This is a genomic window from Paraburkholderia lebeckiae (assembly GCF_050436325.1).
Taxonomy (GTDB): Bacteria; Pseudomonadota; Gammaproteobacteria; order Burkholderiales; family Burkholderiaceae; genus Paraburkholderia; species Paraburkholderia tuberum.
Map to the genome: position 1 here is coordinate 1333220 of NZ_JBNDLZ010000003.1, position 16605 is coordinate 1349824.

A 16605-nucleotide genomic window follows, 5' to 3' on the forward strand; every position below is an offset into this window, starting at 1 on the left:
GATCCTCTTATGCGTAGACTTCGGCGTCGGCGAGACGCTTGCCCGCCGCATCCTTGGCCGCGAGCAGCGGCTCGAAGTCGACCGGCCATTCGATCCCGATCGCCGGATCGTTCCACACGATGCTGCGCTCGTGCTCGGGGAACCAATAATCCGTGGTCTTGTAGAGGAACTGCGCGGACTCCGACAGCACGACGAAGCCGTGCGCGAAACCGGGCGGCACCCACACCTGCCGATGGTTCTCGACCGACAGCGTCACGCCGACCCACTTGCCGAAGTTCGGCGAGCTCTTGCGGATGTCGACGGCGACGTCGAACACCTCGCCCTCGACCACGCGCACGAGCTTGCCCTGCGCATGCTGGATCTGATAGTGCAGACCGCGCAGCACGCCTCTCGCCGAACGCGAATGATTGTCCTGCACGAACTCGACGCCCGGCTCGACCTTCTCGGCGAATTCGAGCGCATTGAAGCTTTCGAAAAAGAAGCCGCGCGCATCGCCGAACACCTTCGGCTCGATGATCTTGACTTCGGGCAGTGAGGTTGCGGTTACCTGGATGGCCATGCGACGTGATCCGTGAGAATGTTTTGCAGGTATTGCCCGTAGGCATTCTTCGCGAGCGGTTTGGCGAGCGCGAGCAACTGCTCGCCGTCGATCCACTGGCGCCGGTACGCGATCTCTTCCGGGCACGCGACCACCAGACCCTGGCGCTTTTGCAGCGTTGCGATGAAGGTCGCGGCTTCGATCAACGAATCATGCGTGCCGGTGTCGAGCCACGCAAAACCGCGGCCCATGATCTCGACGTTGAGCGCCGCGTTCGCGAGGTAGCGCGAGTTCACGTCGGTGATTTCGAGCTCGCCGCGCGGCGACGGCTTGATATCCGCGGCGATGTCGCAGACCTGCTTGTCGTAGAAGTACAGACCCGTGACCGCGTAGTTCGAACGCGGCTTCGCGGGCTTTTCCTCGATCGACAACGCGCGGAACTGCTGGTCGAATTCGACGACGCCGTAGCGCTCCGGGTCGTGCACGTGATACGCGAACACGGTGGCGCCGTCGGTCTGATCGTCGGCGCGCTCGAGTTGCTTCGCGAGATCGTGGCCGTAGAAGATGTTGTCGCCGAGAATCAATGCCGACGGATCATTGTTCACGAACTCGCGGCCGATGATGAACGCCTGCGCGAGCCCATCCGGCGACGGCTGCACCGCGTACTGGATGTTCATGCCCCACTGGCGGCCGTCACCGAGCATCGCCTCGAAGCGCGGCGTGTCTTGCGGCGTGGAGATGATCAGCACGTCGCGAATACCCGCCACCATCAGCGTGGACAGCGGGTAGTAGATCATCGGCTTGTCGTACACCGGCAGCAGCTGCTTGGAGACGACGTGCGTGATCGGATACAGGCGGGTGCCCGAGCCGCCCGCGAGAATAATGCCTTTGCGCGCCATTGCCGTGCCTTTACGCGCGCTGCGCGTAGTTGGTCTCGACCCACTTCCGGTATTCGCCCGAAGCGACTTCGTCGACCCATTGCTGGTTGTCGAGATACCACTGGACCGTTTTGGCGAGCCCCGTCTCGAACGTCTCCGCCGGCTTCCAGCCGAGTTCGCGCTCGAGCTTGCGGGCGTCGATCGCGTAACGGCGGTCGTGACCCGGACGATCTTTCACATAGGTGATCTGGTCGCGATACGAGCCGGCCGCCTTCGGGCGCTGCTGGTCGAGCAGGTCGCACAGCGTGTGCACGACCTCGAGATTCTTCTTCTCGTTCCAGCCGCCGACGTTGTACGTCTCGCCCGGTGTGCCGCGCGCGAGCACTTCACGGATCGCGCTGCAGTGGTCGCCGACGTACAGCCAGTCGCGCACGTTCTGCCCGTCGCCATACACGGGTAGCGGCTTGCCGCCGAGCGCGTTGGCGATCATCAGCGGAATCAGCTTTTCGGGAAACTGGTACGGGCCGTAGTTGTTCGAGCAGTTGGTGGTCAGCACCGGCAGGCCGTACGTGTGGTGGTAGGCGCGCACGAGGTGATCCGAACCGGCCTTGGTCGCCGAATAGGGGCTATTCGGCGCATAAGGCGTCGTTTCGGAGAACTGCGGATCGGTTGCCGACAGCGAGCCGAACACTTCGTCGGTCGACACGTGCAGGAAGCGAAACGCGGCGCGCTCCGCAACGCCCAGCGTGTGCCAGTAGCTGCGCGTCGCTTCGAGCAGCGTGAAGGTGCCGACGACGTTGGTTTGCACGAAATCGGCCGGACCGTGGATCGAGCGATCCACATGGCTCTCGGCCGCGAAATGCAGCACGGCGCGCGGCTTGTGCTCGGCCAATAGCGCGTCGAGCGCGGCGCGATCGCAAATGTCGACGCGCGCGAAAATGTGTTTGGGATTGCCCTGTAGCGACTTCAGCGTGCCCAGGTTGCCGGCGTAGGTCAGGTTGTCTACGTTGAGCACCGCTTCGTCCGACGCATTCAGCCAGTCGAGCACGAAATTAGCGCCGATAAAGCCGGCACCGCCCGTTACCAGGATCATGTAATTCCCTTGTCGATGTTAGTGACAGGCGGCGAAGAGCTTGCGACCTGTTCACCCCGCGTGGTGTCCATTTCTCTGGTCGTCCGTCGCATTCCCCGGAGGGTGGGCACTCAGACGCCAATTTTATGAAACCCCAATTATAAAGCCGCCGAGTGCAAAAACTAGAACCCTAACAACTTGAAACAGCTTGACAGAATTCGTTGCCGTGGGTCTGTGAAAAGGGGCTTTTCGGTGCGGTTACGCGCATTTTGGCGCCTGTAATGATGTGCGCCACATATTGTGCGGCGCGGCGCGGAAAGAGTGGAAAACGAAGAAGAACGGCGAAAGCGTCATGAAAGGCCGCAAACGCGGCCGTTCGGTGCAGACCGTCAGGCGGTTGCTCGCGCGAGCGCGCTCAGGCCGCGAGCATCCAGCGCAGCGTGTCAATGAAAGGGATCGACTCGACCGCCGGTACCAGCGAGTGCAATTGGGCGGGCGAACCGGCAAGCATCTTGACGTCCGTTTGCCGGACAAAGGCGGGGTTGACCTGGACTTCGATGTCGTGCCCGGTCAGTTCGCTCGCGGTCGTGAGGATTTCACGCAACGAGTACGGCGTGCCGGTGCAGACGTTGACGATTTCGGCGGCGACATTGGAGTCGAGCAACGCCTCGTACGCGCTCGCCACATAACGCACGTCAGAGAAGTCGCGCGCGATGTCGATATTGCCGAGTTCGATCGATGCCGCGCGCCGCGCAAAGTGGCTGACGATCTTCGGCACGAGGAAGTTCACCGCCTGGCCGCGGCCGGTGTAGTTGAACGGCCGCACGATCAGGATCGGCAGGCGGTCGAACCATGTGCGCACCAGCGCTTCCATGGCCGCTTTGCTGGCCGCGTAATGATTGACCGGAGTAAGCGGGAAGCCCTCGTCGATCGCGGCGCTGCTGACGTTGCCGTACACGTTCGCGCTGCTCGCGATCAGCAGCTTGCGCGGCACATGACCCATTGCAGCGCAGGCTTCGAGCAGGTTCTGCGTGCCGATCACGTTGACGCGGTAGAACTCGAGCGGATCGTTGTGACCCACGAAGCTGATTGCGGCCAGATGCACGATGTAGTCGGGCCGCACGGTTTCGAGCACGCGCCGGCATGCGTCCGGTGATGTGATGTCGAGTTTGACGCGTGTCGGCGTGTCGGGCTCGTCGCGGCCGGACACCGCTTCGATCACGGTATGGCCGCGCCCGATCAGCTTCTCGACCAGATAGCGGCCGGTAAAACCGTTCGCACCGGTGACGAGCGTGCGAAATGGTTGTTTCGCCGCGGAAGACGACATGCTTGCTTCGTTCACGAAAGAGTCATCCAGTTGTTGTACTGCAATATCGCGCGTGGTCCATGCGTGGTTGCCGCTTTGCTGTGTTGCTGTTCCACCCGCGTCCCGCAACGTGGTCGCGCGATACCCGAACCCTAAACGGGCTATTATGTCACGCTAACTTGCCGCGCTGCGCAGCACGGCACGCGTCGTGCAACGCCGCGCGTATCGAATCGCCTTGATTTCCTCGATGACACCCCTCAACGCTTCCAGTACCTCCGCTCGCCTCGTCCCTCTTGCTTTCGGCGATCTGCAAGGCTGCCGCGGACCGTTTCAGAAACTGCTCGCCAGAGCCGCGCCGCCGGACGGTACACCGCTGTGGTTCGCCGGTGATCTGATCAACCGCGGCCCCGACTCGCTCGACACGTTGCGCGACGCGGTGCCGGTGCTCGGCAATCACGATCTGCATCTGCTGTCGGTGTCGGCGGGGATTCGCAAGTCGAAGAAAGGCGACACGATCGAAGACATCCTCGCCGCGCCCGATGCCGCCGATCTGCTCGAGTGGATACGCCACCGCCCGCTCGCGCATTTCGACAACGGCATGCTGATGGTGCATGCGGGCGTGCTGCCGCAATGGGATGCGACGCTGACGCTCGAACTCGCCGACGAGTTGCAACGCGCGCTGGGTGCGCCGAACTGGAAAGAGACGCTTGCCGGCTTGTACGGCAATGAATCGAACCGCTGGAAGCCGGGCCTGAAGGGTATCGAGCGTCTGCGCGTCACGTGCAGCGCGTTGACGCGCATGCGCTTTTGCAGCGCCGACGGCGTGATGGATTTCAGCAGCAGCGGCACGCTCGCATCCACGCCGAGCGGCTGCATGCCGTGGTTCGACGTGCCGTCGCGCCAGACCGCCGACGCGTGCGCTGAAGAGCCAGGGGCACAACACGCCGTTGCCCCAACCAATGATGATCAGAAAATGCGGCAGCAGGTTGAGGTGGGCCAATCCGGTAGTAAAACGTGGGCAGGAGCCCCGATCAACAGCGTGCCCAAGAACGCGCACACCGACGAGACTGCGTGCTGCCTCAGCGCCCAATAAATCGCCCACAACTGCAGCAGTGCGCACAGGTAGATCCACGCGCCGTATGTCTGCGCGACCGGGCCGAGGAACGGCCCGAGCAACTTCGTGACGATCGCCAATGGCAGGTTGCCGTCCATGAACACGATATTCGTGCCGACAGGAAAATCGCTCGTCCCGATATGTCCAGGCGGAAATTGCCACGGCGCGCTACGGAACAGGTTGATTGCGGCCAGGTTCCGCCGGTAGTCCCCGATGTACAACCATTCGAGATGCGAAGGACGCAAGGCCGACAGGCGGCGATGATTCGGATGCGGGGCCGCGCTGTGCGCCCGCCTCACGAAAAAACGAATCGCTTGTCGAGTTGGTATTTCACTACATAGCCGATCGTGAGGCCAATGGCGCCGCCGACGAAACGCGCTGGCTCGGAATGAAAGATGGCGTCCGCTCCGAACTCGAATCCCCAGAAGATGACCGTGGTCGCCACGCCCATCAACGAGTACAGGAAGAAACTCGCCACGCCATGCGAAATATTCTTGTGGCGGTAGCGAAAGATCCAGATCTTGTCGAGTACGAACTTCAGCACGAGGCCGCCTCCGGTGCCGACCAGCACCGAGAGCAGCACGTCGAAACGGCCGCCATAAGCCATCAGCGACAGCTTTTGCAGACCGATGTTCGCGACGATGGACAGCGCCGCGAAGAGCGCATAAAGGACCACGAGGTGGGGCGTGGCGAGTGGTTTGGCCGATGAATTCACGGTATCGATGCGTTGATGTATCGAGTGCCGGAAACGGTCGGCCTTCGCGAGCGCGACAGGCCGACCGCCTTCCATTACAACGACAGACGGTTATAGATGCGGCGCGGAATCGATCGAATGATGAGCATGATGCCCGCCCAGAACCACGGGGTGTACAGCACGTCGCGGTGACGCGACACGGCTTTCACGATATCGGCGGCCACGGCTTGCGGCGTCGCCACGAGGGGCTTGGGCAGCGGCAGGCCCTGCGTCATCGGCGTCGCGACGAAGCCCGGCTTGATCGTCACCACATGTGCGCCGACCTTCTTCAGGCGCGCATTGAGCCCTTCGCAGAATGTGGCCAGTGCGGCCTTCGCACTGCCGTACAGGTAGTTCGATGGACGACCCCGATCCCCTGCGACCGAGGCGATCACCGCCAGGGTGCCGCTGCGCTGCTGCTCGAGGATGTTCGCGAAACGCGTAAGCAGTGCGATCACCGAAACGACGTTCGTCGTGAATTCGCGCACCGCGACGGCCGCGTCGCGCTCGCATTCATGCTGATCGGGCAAGGTGCCCGGCGCAACCAGCACGATGTCGATGCTGCCGAGGGCGCTCTGGCATGCCTGCACAACGGCCGCGTGCGCATTCAGATCGTCGATGTCCAGATGGAGGCAGGTGACGAGCTCGGCGCCGCGCGCCTTCAGGTCGTCTGCAGTTTCCTGAAGGCGCCGCGCGTTGCGGGCGACCAGCGCGAAGCGCACGCCCGGCCCATTCCATGCACGCGCACAGGCGGAAGCGATGGCCGAAGTTGCACCAATGATCACAATGTTCTTCATAAGCGAGTCGTTCGCTCCCAAAATCGAGAAAGCAATGCAGGGTCCCTCAGTGCCTCCAGATCCGTCCAACGGGGGTAGGCTGCGCGAAAATCGTTCCCCGACATGTGCGCATCCTTTGCCGGATAGAGACGTCCACCGCTCTCGCGGACGATCGCATCGAGCGTGTCGAACAGGCGCTGGTTCGACGCCTCGCGCTGCGGGAAGTCGAGCGCAAGGGAAGTCCCCTCCCGCGGAAAGGACAGCCACCCCGGCGACAAAAGATCGCCGCAGCGCTTGAGCACGGCGAGGAACGAGCCAGTGCCGCTGCGCGAAATCGCATCGAGCACTTCGCGTATAGCTTCGCGTGCGCAACTCGGCGGAATCACGCATTGATATTGCTGGAAGCCGGAGCGGCCATAAACCCGGTTCCATTGCAACAGCGCGTCGAGCGGATAGAAATAGCTATCGTATCCGACCTTCGCCTTTATCTCGCCCGCAACCTGTCGGCGATAGTACGTCTCATTGAGCACGCGCAGCGTCACCTTGTTGAACACAGGGACTGGTGAGACGATCGGAATCGTGTGCTTCTTGCGGCGCTCGACTGCGAGCGGCCCTTCCGCCGCATGGTCGCCGACCATGAAGATGCCACGTCCGAGCGCCGCACCGCGGCTTTGGCAATCGATCCATGCGACGCTGTATTCATGAAGCGGATCGAGGCGCTCGGACAGGACAAAGAATTCGTCGACGTTGTCGAAGCGGATGCTCGTTACATCCATCAAGCTAGTGCGGATCGGCATGAGTTGAATCTCAACCCAGGTAATCAGTCCCGTGAGCCCCAGTCCGCCGATGGTCGCGCCGAAAAAATCGGCCTCTGCGCCAGCCCCGCCTCCAGGGGTACATTCGTGCTCGCTGCCATCGCTGCGCAGTAGGCCGAAGCGGCGCACGTAGCGGCCGAAAGTACCTCGCACGTGATGATTCTTGCCGTGAACGTCATTGGCCACGGCTCCGCCAAGCGTAACGTACTTGGTCCCCGGCGTAACCGGCAGCATCCAGCCGCGCGGAATCGCGAGCTCGAGAATCATTTCCAACGTTACGCCCGCCTCCGCGCGCAACACGCCGCTCGCGGTGTCGAAGTTGATCAGACGATCGAGGCCGCGCATGCACACGACATGGCCCGAAGACGCGAGACAGCTGTCGCCATAGCTGCGGCCCTGGCCAAATCCGAGCGTCGTGCCGCTATGTGAAGCGGCCGCGCGCCACGCCGTTGCTACTGCGTCGCGCCACGCGGGTGTGTGCGGATTCTGCGGTGCATAAGGATAGAGCCCCCAGGACTGAACGTGCGCCATCTTCTAGATCGCCAACCAGAAAACGATGGCGCACAACCCGATTACCACCCAACTACCACGATCCTTGGCGGCGAAAACGACAGGATCGTCATGCATGTGACCGCGATGGGCGATGATCCAGATACGGCTTACCCAGTAGAGTAGAAGCGGGCAGGCAAGCCAAATATATTGGGGATGGCGATACAGCAAACGTGTATTCTCGTCCTGGATATAGAGCGCCAGCACCAGCACCGACAGATAGCCCGCAGCCGCACCGAGCGATGAGACGAGCGACAGGTCAGCCGCCACATATCCCCGGCCCCGCGACTTGACGAGTCCGCGCGCCTGCAGCAGATGCAGTTCGGCAAAGCGCTTGACGAGGGCGAGGCTAAGGAAGATGAACATCGAGAAGGCGAGCAGCCAGAAGCTCAGTCGCGCGTCGATGGCCGCGCTCCCCGCAACGATGCGCGAAGTGTAGAGGCAAGCGAGTGCCACCACGTCCACCATGACTTGCCTCTTCAGATAGAACGAATAGGCGAGCGTGAGCGCGTAGTACGCGAACAGCACCAAGGTAAATCGGATGGGCAACAACACGTGGGCGATACAGAATCCGATCACCATTAAAACCGGAAATAATATTGCGCCTTGCCATAGCGGCAAGGTCCCTGCCGCGAGCGGGCGCCGACGCTTGGTCGGGTGATGCCGATCGTCCTCGAGATCGAGCAGGTCGTTCAGCAGGTAGACGCTCGACGCGCACAGCCCGAACGAAACGAAACCGAAGACGGCCGCGGCGAGCAGATGCAACGACGATACCTCGTGCGCAGCCAGCAGCGGCAAGAAAATGAGCAGGTTCTTGAGCCATTGATGCAGCCGCAATGACTTCGCCCAAACCTTGGTACGCGGCGGACGCGTCTCGATGACGTTCTCGACATTACCTTGCCTGCGCGCGACCCACTCGACTCCTACCGACGGATTGACCACGTAGGCACGGTCGGCGGCCTGCCACACGGCGATGTCCGCGTGCGAATTTCCGGCGTAGTCGAAGCCCTTTTCGCTGAATTCGGCGACGAGCCGATCGCGCTTGTTGCGCGAGCTCAGATTGACGTTGCTATTGGTAGCGAAGGTTTGGTCGAACAGACTCAGGTGATCGGCAATCGCGTACGCGAAGCGCTCATGGCTCGCGGTGGCGAGGACAAGGCGGCGCCCGGCGGCGCGTTCCTGCTTGAGCCATTCCAGCACCTTCTCGTCATAGGGCAGCACCGTCACGTCGATATCGGTCGTCTCAGCGAGACGGGACTTGAGCCCGGGCTTGCCAAAGCGCATCAGCCAAAGCAGCGGCTGATAAAAACGATGAGGCGCGGCCTTGAAAAACGCAAAGACGGATTCGATCAGAACGTCGGAGCGCATCAGCGTTCCATCGAGATCGACTACGAGGGGCTTTTGGCTCATTTGAATGGCCTTGAATTCCGAAAAATGTGAATGAGCAAAAGGCTGCTCGGCTCCTCGTGACATTGAATGATGGCAGTAAGTGACGGCCGGCGCGAGAGTCTCGCTCGCCAGAGACGCTGCGTCAGCAACGATTGACAGGCGACCTCGGAAACCCATCCGTCAGGCACAACCTCAACGCATCCTTCCAATGCGGCGCGGCGAGCCCGAACACGCGCGCCAGCTTGCCGTTCGACATTCTGGAATTGGTTGGGCGCTTCGCGGGCGTCGGGTAATCCGCGGCCGGAATCGGCAGCGTGTTCGGCCTGTTCGGCAAATCCGCGAGTTCAAAGATCGCCGACGCGAAACCGTGCCACGACGTCGAGTCGCCCGCGCACAGGTGATAGATGCCCGAACGCTCGTCCCACCACTTCGCGCCGTCTTCGGCGGCGAAGGACTGCGCGCACAGATGCGCGCTCAGCGCCGCGATCGTATTGCACCAGGTGGGCGCGCCGAACTGGTCGGCCACCACCTTCAGCTCCGGACGATCGGCGCCGAGCCGCAACATCGTCAGCAGAAAGTTCTTGCCGCGCGTGCCGTACACCCAGCTCGTGCGCAATACGAGGTGATTCACTCCGCTCGCCGCGATTGCCTGCTCGCCCGCGAGCTTGCTGCGGCCGTAGACGTTCTGCGGATCGGTTGGATCGTCTTCGACGTACGCGCCTTCTTTCGTGCCGTTGAACACGTAGTCGGTCGAATAGTGGATCAGCGCGGCGCCGAGCTTTTTCGCCTCCTCGGCGAGCACGCCCGGTGCTTCGCCGTTGATGCGCATTGCCAGGTCGCGCTCTTCTTCGGCCTTGTCCACCGCCGTATAAGCGGCCGGATTGACGATCAGCGCGGGACGCACGTCGCGCACCACCGCGCGAATCTGATCGAGGTTCGACAGATCGAGCCGCGAGCGGTCGACCGCGACCACGTTGCCGAGCCCTTGCAGCGTGCGCGCGAGCTCATAACCGACCTGGCCGTTCACGCCGGTGACGAGGATGGTCCGTTTCGCGTGATGTGCGGTCATGCGATCCTCTTATGCGTAGACTTCGGCGTCGGCGAGACGCTTGCCCGCCGCATCCTTGGCCGCGAGCAGCGGCTCGAAGTCGACCGGCCATTCGATCCCGATCGCCGGATCGTTCCACACGATGCTGCGCTCGTGCTCGGGGAACCAATAATCCGTGGTCTTGTAGAGGAACTGCGCGGACTCCGACAGCACGACGAAGCCGTGCGCGAAACCGGGCGGCACCCACACCTGCCGATGGTTCTCGACCGACAGCGTCACGCCGACCCACTTGCCGAAGTTCGGCGAGCTCTTGCGGATGTCGACGGCGACGTCGAACACCTCGCCCTCGACCACACGCACGAGCTTGCCCTGCGCATGCTGGATCTGATAGTGCAGACCGCGCAGCACGCCTCTCGCCGAACGCGAATGATTGTCCTGCACGAACTCGACGCCCGGCTCGACCTTCTCGGCGAATTCGAGCGCATTGAAGCTTTCGAAAAAGAAGCCGCGCGCATCGCCGAACACCTTCGGCTCGATGATCTTGACTTCGGGCAGTGAGGTTGCGGTTACCTGGATGGCCATGCGACGTGATCCGTGAGAATGTTTTGCAGGTATTGCCCGTAGGCATTCTTCGCGAGCGGTTTGGCGAGCGCGAGCAACTGCTCGCCGTCGATCCACTGGCGCCGGTACGCGATCTCTTCCGGGCACGCGACCACCAGACCCTGGCGCTTTTGCAGCGTTGCGATGAAGGTCGCGGCTTCGATCAACGAATCATGCGTGCCGGTGTCGAGCCACGCAAAACCGCGGCCCATGATCTCGACGTTGAGCGCCGCGTTCGCGAGGTAGCGCGAGTTCACGTCGGTGATTTCGAGCTCGCCGCGCGGCGACGGCTTGATGTCCGCGGCGATGTCGCAGACCTGCTTGTCGTAGAAGTACAGACCCGTGACCGCGTAGTTCGAACGCGGCTTGAGCGGCTTCTCTTCGATCGACAACGCGCGGAACTGCTTGTCGAATTCGACCACGCCGTAGCGCTCCGGGTCCTGCACGTGATACGCGAACACGGTGGCGCCGTCGGTCTGATCGTCGGCGCGTTCGAGGTGCTTCGCGAGATCGTGGCCGTAAAAGATGTTGTCGCCGAGAATCAACGCCGACGGATCATTGTTCACGAACTCGCGGCCGATGATGAACGCCTGCGCGAGCCCATCCGGCGACGGCTGCACCGCGTACTGGATGTTCATGCCCCACTGGCGGCCGTCACCGAGCATCGCCTCGAAGCGCGGCGTGTCTTGCGGCGTGGAGATGATCAGCACGTCGCGAATACCCGCCACCATCAGCGTGGACAGCGGGTAGTAGATCATCGGCTTGTCGTACACCGGCAGCAGCTGCTTGGAGACGACGTGCGTGATCGGATACAGGCGGGTGCCCGAGCCGCCCGCGAGAATAATGCCTTTGCGCGCCATTGCCGTGCCTTTACGCGCGCTGCGCGTAGTTGGTCTCGACCCACTTCCGGTATTCGCCCGAAGCGACTTCGTCGACCCATTGCTGGTTGTCGAGATACCACTGGACCGTTTTGGCGAGCCCCGTCTCGAACGTCTCCGCCGGCTTCCAGCCGAGTTCGCGCTCGAGCTTGCGGGCGTCGATCGCGTAACGGCGGTCGTGACCCGGACGATCTTTCACATAGGTGATCTGGTCGCGATACGAGCCGGCCGCCTTCGGGCGCTGCTGGTCGAGCAGGTCGCACAGCGTGTGCACGACCTCGAGATTCTTCTTCTCGTTCCAGCCGCCGACGTTGTACGTCTCGCCCGGTGTGCCGCGCGCGAGCACTTCACGGATCGCGCTGCAGTGGTCGCCGACGTACAGCCAGTCGCGCACGTTCTGCCCGTCGCCATACACGGGTAGCGGCTTGCCGCCGAGCGCGTTGGCGATCATCAGCGGAATCAGCTTTTCGGGAAACTGGTACGGGCCGTAGTTGTTCGAGCAGTTGGTGGTCAGCACCGGCAGGCCGTACGTGTGGTGGTAGGCGCGCACGAGGTGATCCGAACCGGCCTTGGTCGCCGAATAGGGGCTATTCGGCGCATAAGGCGTCGTTTCGGAGAACTGCGGATCGGTTGCCGACAGCGAGCCGAACACTTCGTCGGTCGACACGTGCAGGAAGCGAAACGCGGCGCGCTCCGCAACGCCCAGCGTGTGCCAGTAGCTGCGCGTCGCTTCGAGCAGCGTGAAGGTGCCGACGACGTTGGTTTGCACGAAATCGGCCGGACCGTGGATCGAGCGATCCACATGGCTCTCGGCCGCGAAATGCAGCACGGCGCGCGGCTTGTGCTCGGCCAATAGCGCGTCGAGCGCGGCGCGATCGCAAATGTCGACGCGCGCGAAAATGTGTTTGGGATTGCCCTGTAGCGACTTCAGCGTGCCCAGGTTGCCGGCGTAGGTCAGGTTGTCTACGTTGAGCACCGCTTCGTCCGACGCATTCAGCCAGTCGAGCACGAAATTAGCGCCGATAAAGCCGGCACCGCCCGTTATCAGGATCATGTAATTCCTTTGTCGATGTGAGTGGCGCCCGGAATCGACTCGCCGACCTTCCCATGATGCGTGATGGTTTGCGATTCTGCAGCAGTCCGTTGCATCCGCCTGTGCGCAAGCAAACGCTCGGACGCTATTCTTATGATGACCCGATTATAAGGTTGTCCACGCCAAAACTCGAACCCAACAACTTGAAACAGCTTCACCAGCCTGGTTGCCGTTGACTGTCGTAGTGACCATTTATGCGGCCGATAGCGCGAACCGGGCACAGAAACGCTATGCCATCTCGCGATCGACACCGCCGGTGAATCGTGTCAAGCCGAGCGGACGCCGCCGCGACACGTGCCGAGCCCGACGCGTGTCGGCGTGTCGGGTTCGTCGCGGCCGGACACCGCTTCGATCAAGGTATGGCCGCGCCCGGTCAGCTTCTCGACCAGATAGCGGCCGGTAAAACCGTTCGCACCGGTGACGAGCGTGCGAAATGATTGCTTCGCCGCAGAAGACGATATGCCGGCTTCGTTCACGAAAGAGTCATCCTGTTGTTGTATTGGAATCGCGCGCGGTCCATGCGGGGTTGCCGCCGTGCCGTGTTACGGCGGTGTTCCACCCGCGTCCCGCAACGTGATCGCACGATACGCGAACCCCAAACGGGCTATTATGTCACGCTAGCTTGCTGCTCTGCCCAGCGTGGCACGCGCCGTGCAGCACCGCGCGTATCGAATCGCCTTGATTTCCTCGATGACACCCCTCAACGCTTCCAGTACCTCCGCTCGCCTCGTCCCTCTTGCTTTCGGCGATCTGCAAGGCTGTCGCGCACCGTTTCAGAAACTGCTCGCCAAAGCCGCGCCGCCGGACGGCACACCGCTGTGGTTCGCCGGCGATCTGATCAACCGCGGCCCCGACTCGCTCGACACCTTGCGCGACGTGATCGCGCTCGGCGAGCGCGCGGTGCCGGTGCTCGGCAATCACGATCTGCATCTGCTGTCGGTGTCGGCGGGGATTCGCAGGTCGAAGAAAGGCGACACGATCGAAGACATCCTCGCCGCGCCCGATGCCGCCGATCTGCTCGAGTGGATACGCCACCGCCCGCTCGCGCATTTCGACAACGGCATGCTGATGGTGCATGCGGGCGTGCTGCCGCAATGGGATGCGACGCTGACGCTCGAACTCGCCGACGAGTTGCAACGCGCGCTGCGTGCGCCGAACTGGAAAGAGACGCTTGCCGGCCTGTACGGCAATGAACCGAACCGCTGGAAGCCGGGCCTGAAGGGTATCGAGCGGCTGCGCGTCACGTGCAGCGCGTTGACGCGCATGCGCTTTTGCAGCGCCGATGGCGTGATGGATTTCAGCAGCAGCGGCACGCTCGCATCCACACCGAGCGGCTGCATGCCGTGGTTCGACGTGCCGTCGCGCCAGACCGCCGACGTGACCGTCGTGTTCGGTCATTGGGCCGCGCTCGGCCTGATGTTGCGCGACAACCTGATCGGCCTCGACTCGGGTTGCGTGTGGGGGCACAAGCTGTCGGCGGTACGGCTCGCGAAAAACCCGGCTGAGCGGACGTTGACGCAAGTCGATTGCGATTCGTGCGGCGAGCCGCGCGGGGGCAACTAAACAGAAGACGGCGACGCGGCCCGGCAGCGCCGCCGCTTAGACCGGGCGGCGCGGCTGATCGACGGGCTCGATCAGCGTTTCCGCCGTCTCAGCAGCGTCGCTCGACGACGCAGCATCTGCAACGTCGCCCTCTTGCGCGACCGTCCCCGCCACTGCGTTGCCGGCCTGCATGTCCCGCAACGCGTTCGCCACCACCTGCTGAGCCTGCGCCGCGAGCACCCGCCGGTCCGCGTCCGGCGCGAGCGGTGCGCCAACATATACGTGGGCGGTCAGCGGACCACCACGCAACAGCATGTCGAGCGAGTCGGACAACGACACGTCGTCGATATATGCGGGTGCCGTCGACTGCCGGCCCTGCGCGTCCTCGTACATGATGCACAGCGGCTGCACCGGCACACCGGCCGACACCGCCGCCTGGAACATGTTCGCGTGAAACGGCAGCAACTCGAGCCCGTTCGACGTCGTGCCTTCGGGGAACACGCACATCAGTTCACCCGCGCTGAGCCGTGCGGCGAGTTCGTGCATGATGCGCTTCGCGTCACTGCGCTTCTCGCGCTGGATGAACACCGTATCGAGCTGCTGCGCGAGCCATCCGACCACCGGCCATTGCCGGATCTCCGCCTTCGACACGAACGGCGTCGGCCGCCACGCGTTGATCACGTAGATGTCGATCCACGAGATGTGATTGGCGACGACGAGCGCGCCACGATCGAGCCGCGCCGCGTCGTTATGCACGACGAGGCGCATGCCGCAGAGCCGCAGCATCTTCAGCGACCACGCTCGATTGAGCGCGTGACGCCGCTCGGCGCTCGCGTTCGGAAAGCGCGTCGCGACGGTCCACATGCCGTGCAGCAGATGCGTGATGAGACGGACCTTGCGTAACGCGAGCTTCATGGCCGGAGCTTTCCTTGACTGGACCGAAACGATACCGCTCAGCGCTGTTCGTAGGCGAGCTGACCTGACACGACGGTCGCGCGCACCTGTGCCGGCAGCTCGTAGCCGAGGAACGGCGTGTTGTGCCCCTGGCTCTTCAGCGCACGCGGCTCGACGCGCCAGTGAGCGTGACGGTCGAACACGCAGAGGTCGGCCACCGCGCCAAGCGCGATGCGGCCAGCCGCTTCGAGGCCGAGCACCTGCGCCGGAGCCGCGGTGATGCGATTCAGCGCGGTCGCAAGCGGCACGCCCGCTTCGTCGGCCCACTTCACCGTCAGCGACAGGAACAGTTCGAGGCCGGTTGCGCCCGGCGTCGCTTCGGCGAAAGGCAGCAGCTTTTCGTCGTCGTCGACCGGCGTGTGCGCGGAGCAGATCGCGTCGATCGTGCCGTCGACGAGGCCCGCGCGGATCGCTTCGCGATCGCGCTGCTGGCGCAGCGGCGGATCGAGCCGGAACTGCGCGTCGAAATAGCCGATGTCGAGGTCGATCAGATGCACGTGGTTCACGGTGACGTCGCACGACACCGGCAGGCCCTCGCCCTTCGCCGCGCGCATGAGCGCCACGCCCGCCGCCGACGACACATGCGACACATGCACGCGCGCGCCGGTCACGCGCACGAGTTCGAAGATCGTATGCAGCGCGATCGTTTCGGCCGCCACCGGGACACCCGACAGCCCGAGCCGCGACGCCAGCGCGCCGCTCGCGGCGACGCCGCCCTTGCCCAGATACGCATCGACGGGACGCAGCCACACGGTGAAACCATAGGTCTTCGCGTATTGCAGCGCGCGCATCAGCACCTGGGTATCGACGATCGGCGTGTCGGCCTGCGAGAAGCCGACGCAGCCCGCCTCGGTCAGCTGCACCATCTCGGTGATGGCCTGCCCTTTGAGACCGACCGTCAGCGCGCCGAGCGGATACACATGCGCCTTGTTCAGATTGCGCGCGCGGAACTTCAGCATTTCGACGAGGCCCGGTTCGTCGAGCGTCGGATCGGTGTCCGGCGGACATACGAGGCTCGTCACGCCGCCCGCGAGCGCCGCGGCCATTTCCGAGCCAAGCGTCGCCTTGTGCTCATAGCCCGGCTCACGCAAACGCGCGCACAGGTCGACGAGACCCGGCGCGATCGACAGGCCGCGCGCGTCGATCGTGCGCTCTGCCTGGAAGCCGGCCGGCGCGTTGCCGAGGGCGGCGATCTCGCCCGCCTCGATAAAGATGTCCTGCTGCTGTTCGGTGCCCGCTGCCGGATCGATCAGCGTGCCGCCTTGAATATGAATCTTCATGCGCTGCCTTTGTTAAACCTGTGGTTCAGCCTATCGTTCG

The 16605-nt window shown here is 63.2% G+C and carries 17 protein-coding genes and 1 pseudogene; 2 read left to right on the plus strand and 16 right to left on the minus strand.

Translation table 11 applies throughout. The features are described from left to right. Nucleotides 1-7: 7 nt before the first annotated feature. From rfbC (OKW44_RS23990) to OKW44_RS24005, 4 genes are all read right to left on the minus strand, one after another. Nucleotides 8-559 carry a dTDP-4-dehydrorhamnose 3,5-epimerase gene (rfbC, locus tag OKW44_RS23990; protein WP_018419595.1) on the minus strand — a complete coding sequence of 184 codons (552 nt, stop codon included), beginning with the start codon at nt 557-559 and terminating at the stop codon, nt 8-10. After that, nucleotides 544-1437, minus strand: a complete 894-nt coding sequence (rfbA, locus tag OKW44_RS23995; protein WP_018419604.1) for a glucose-1-phosphate thymidylyltransferase RfbA — start codon at nt 1435-1437, stop codon at nt 544-546. The genes rfbC (OKW44_RS23990) and rfbA (OKW44_RS23995) overlap by 16 nt, the downstream gene beginning before the upstream one ends. Before the next feature lie 10 nt (nt 1438-1447). Beyond that, the gene (gene rfbB, locus OKW44_RS24000) at nt 1448-2509 is read right to left on the minus strand and encodes a dTDP-glucose 4,6-dehydratase (RefSeq protein ID WP_018419603.1); all 1062 of its coding nucleotides are present in this window, start codon (nt 2507-2509) and stop codon (nt 1448-1450) included. A gap of 394 nt (nt 2510-2903) precedes the next feature. Beyond that, a complete protein-coding gene (locus tag OKW44_RS24005; RefSeq protein WP_018419602.1) occupies nt 2904-3815 on the minus strand; it encodes a GDP-mannose 4,6-dehydratase in 912 nt (303 codons plus the stop codon). A gap of 226 nt (nt 3816-4041) precedes the next feature. Between OKW44_RS24005 and OKW44_RS24010 the strand changes: the two genes are divergently transcribed. Next, a complete protein-coding gene (locus tag OKW44_RS24010) occupies nt 4042-4887 on the plus strand; it encodes a symmetrical bis(5'-nucleosyl)-tetraphosphatase (RefSeq protein WP_429411561.1) in 846 nt (281 codons plus the stop codon). Here OKW44_RS24010 and OKW44_RS37025 read toward each other — a convergent pair. The 10 genes and pseudogenes from OKW44_RS37025 to OKW44_RS24055 all read right to left on the minus strand — a co-directional run. Further along, nucleotides 4884-5207, minus strand: a pseudogene (locus OKW44_RS37025) (DUF6311 domain-containing protein); the annotation flags it as partial. The gene OKW44_RS24010 and the pseudogene OKW44_RS37025 overlap by 4 nt on opposite strands. Next, complete coding sequence (locus tag OKW44_RS24015; protein ID WP_026225623.1) at nt 5204-5623, minus strand: GtrA family protein; 420 nt, start codon at nt 5621-5623, stop codon at nt 5204-5206. The pseudogene OKW44_RS37025 and the gene OKW44_RS24015, both read right to left, overlap by 4 nt. A gap of 74 nt (nt 5624-5697) precedes the next feature. Continuing rightward, the gene (locus tag OKW44_RS24020) at nt 5698-6438 is read right to left on the minus strand and encodes an SDR family oxidoreductase (protein ID WP_018419599.1); all 741 of its coding nucleotides are present in this window, start codon (nt 6436-6438) and stop codon (nt 5698-5700) included. Next, nucleotides 6435-7763: an FAD-binding oxidoreductase gene (locus OKW44_RS24025; protein ID WP_018419598.1), complete on the minus strand. Its 1329-nt coding sequence runs from the start codon at nt 7761-7763 to the stop codon at nt 6435-6437. The genes OKW44_RS24020 and OKW44_RS24025 overlap by 4 nt, the downstream gene beginning before the upstream one ends. 3 nt (nt 7764-7766) lie before the next feature. Continuing rightward, the gene (locus OKW44_RS24030) at nt 7767-9191 is read right to left on the minus strand and encodes a UbiA family prenyltransferase (protein ID WP_018419597.1); all 1425 of its coding nucleotides are present in this window, start codon (nt 9189-9191) and stop codon (nt 7767-7769) included. A gap of 121 nt (nt 9192-9312) precedes the next feature. Next, complete coding sequence (rfbD, locus tag OKW44_RS24035; protein WP_018419596.1) at nt 9313-10239, minus strand: dTDP-4-dehydrorhamnose reductase; 927 nt, start codon at nt 10237-10239, stop codon at nt 9313-9315. Between the two features lie 9 nt (nt 10240-10248). After that, the gene (gene rfbC, locus OKW44_RS24040; protein ID WP_018419595.1) at nt 10249-10800 is read right to left on the minus strand and encodes a dTDP-4-dehydrorhamnose 3,5-epimerase; all 552 of its coding nucleotides are present in this window, start codon (nt 10798-10800) and stop codon (nt 10249-10251) included. Continuing rightward, entirely contained in the window at nt 10785-11678 is an 894-nt protein-coding gene (gene rfbA, locus OKW44_RS24045; RefSeq protein ID WP_018419594.1) for a glucose-1-phosphate thymidylyltransferase RfbA, read from the minus strand. Before rfbA (OKW44_RS24045) ends, rfbC (OKW44_RS24040) begins: the two co-directional genes overlap by 16 nt. Before the next feature lie 10 nt (nt 11679-11688). Further along, the gene (gene rfbB / locus OKW44_RS24050; protein ID WP_018419593.1) at nt 11689-12750 is read right to left on the minus strand and encodes a dTDP-glucose 4,6-dehydratase; all 1062 of its coding nucleotides are present in this window, start codon (nt 12748-12750) and stop codon (nt 11689-11691) included. 305 nt (nt 12751-13055) lie between these two features. Further along, complete coding sequence (locus tag OKW44_RS24055; protein ID WP_018419592.1) at nt 13056-13265, minus strand: NAD-dependent epimerase/dehydratase family protein; 210 nt, start codon at nt 13263-13265, stop codon at nt 13056-13058. A gap of 214 nt (nt 13266-13479) precedes the next feature. Here OKW44_RS24055 and OKW44_RS24060 point away from each other — a divergent pair, with 214 nt between their 5' ends. Next, a complete protein-coding gene (locus OKW44_RS24060) occupies nt 13480-14352 on the plus strand; it encodes a symmetrical bis(5'-nucleosyl)-tetraphosphatase (protein WP_018419591.1) in 873 nt (290 codons plus the stop codon). A 36-nt stretch (nt 14353-14388) separates the two neighbouring features. Here OKW44_RS24060 and OKW44_RS24065 read toward each other — a convergent pair whose 3' ends face one another. Together OKW44_RS24065 and OKW44_RS24070 are read right to left on the minus strand one after the other, a co-directional pair. Next, nucleotides 14389-15246, minus strand: a complete 858-nt coding sequence (locus OKW44_RS24065) for a lysophospholipid acyltransferase family protein (protein WP_018419590.1) — start codon at nt 15244-15246, stop codon at nt 14389-14391. Between the two features lie 38 nt (nt 15247-15284). Next, nucleotides 15285-16565: a dihydroorotase gene (locus OKW44_RS24070; protein ID WP_018419589.1), complete on the minus strand. Its 1281-nt coding sequence runs from the start codon at nt 16563-16565 to the stop codon at nt 15285-15287. Between the last annotated feature and the right edge of the window lie 40 nt (nt 16566-16605).